General features: G+C 65.7%; 1 protein-coding gene. It reads right to left on the bottom strand.

Annotated features, from left to right (window positions below):
- Positions 1 to 20: 20 nt before the first annotated feature.
- The gene (locus B7K20_RS00005) at positions 21 to 1277 is read right to left on the bottom strand and encodes an IS110 family transposase (RefSeq protein WP_084099466.1); all 1257 of its coding nucleotides are present in this window, start codon (positions 1275 to 1277) and stop codon (positions 21 to 23) included.
- Between the last annotated feature and the right edge of the window lie 232 nt (positions 1278 to 1509).

The following is a 1509-nucleotide window of genomic DNA, read 5'->3' on the forward strand; positions in this document are numbered from 1 at the left end:
CGATGATGCTCCTATGTCTGTCAACGTGAGTTGAGGGTGAGCATTCGCTTGGTGGGGGTGGCGTTTGGCAAGGTGGCGAGCCAGGTCCGGTAGGCGGTGGCGAGGTTGTCGTCTCGGAGTTCGCCGCGCTCGAGTCGGGAGATCGTGATGGACCAGTGGCCGAAGTGGCGGGCGGCGGTGTCGATCGTGATGGCTTTGGACACTCGTAGGGGTCGCAGGTCGGTGATGTCGGGCACTGGTGTGGGGTGGGTGAGCAGGTGCCAGACTTCGCGGGCGATGGCGCGTTTGAGGCAGCGGATGATGTCCTTGGTGGTCTTGCCATCGGTGGTGCGGCGGGCGACGTAGTCGCGGGTGCGTGGCTCGTGTGACATCCGCACGAGCGCGACGGTGTGGAGGGCTCGGTTCGCGTCGCGGTCGCCGCCACGGTTCAGGCGATGGCGGGTGGTTTTGCCCGACGAGGCCGGGATGGGTGCGACGCCACACAGGGCTGCGAACGCCGCCTCGGAGCGTAGTCGGACGGGATTGTCGCCGGCGGTGACGAGGATTTGCGCGGCGGTGGTGATGCCGATACCGAACGCTGCGGCGAGTTCGGGGTTGGCTTGATGGACGAGAACGTGCAGGTCGGCCTCTATTGCGGTGATCTCGTCACTGAGGTGCTGATAGCGGCGCGCCAAAATCCTGAGGGCAGTCGTGGTGGCAGCCACCACGGACAAGGTCGCAGCTTCAGGCCTGGTAGCAGCCAGGCCGGAGATCAGTTGCTTGTCACTGGCGCTGCGCCAGCGCGCTCGGGTCTGATCCGGTGCTGTCACCAGGAGCGACTTGATCTGCTGCATCGCACTGGCGCGAGCCTTCACGGCGGAGCGTCGCACGCCCAGCAGGGCGCGGATCTGTTCGACGACGCCGTCGCCGTCTTTCGGAATTGGCAGGTGGGTGTTGGCGAGTGCTTGCTCGGCGGCGGCGTAGGCGTCGATGGGATCGGACTTGCCACGACGACGTTGTGCTCGTTTCGGTCGGATCACCTCTGCAACGCTCAAGCCCTCAGCGCGCAAGGATCGCGACAGTGCGGCGCCGTAGGAGCCGGTGCCTTCGATCCCGACTCGTGAGACGGTGCCGAAAGAGGCGATGAATGCCGCGATCGCGCCGTGGCCGGCTGGGGTAGCGGGGAACTCGCGATCCCCGAGTCGGGCACCAGTAGCCGCGAGGACGGCGACATGGTGCGTGAGGGAATGGGTGTCGATCCCGGCGACAACCTGGCCAGGATCCTTGAAGGTAGTCATGATGGAGGAGTGCCTTTCTCGACGTGGGGCACACCGTCCGGGGTCGGCCAGACAAGACGTTGATGAGACGCTTCTGGTCAAGCTCTTATGAAGTCATGTCCGGCCCCGGGCGGCGTGGGAACGCGCCAGACCCGGCCGCGGACAGATCACGTCGAAGGCAGCCTGTGAGCGCCAGTCAGACCCCGGGTCACACCACCAGATCCGGCACTCTCCATCATCAACGTCAGACCCC

The organism is Demequina sp. NBRC 110051, from assembly GCF_002090055.1.
Taxonomy (GTDB): domain Bacteria; phylum Actinomycetota; class Actinomycetes; order Actinomycetales; family Demequinaceae; genus Demequina.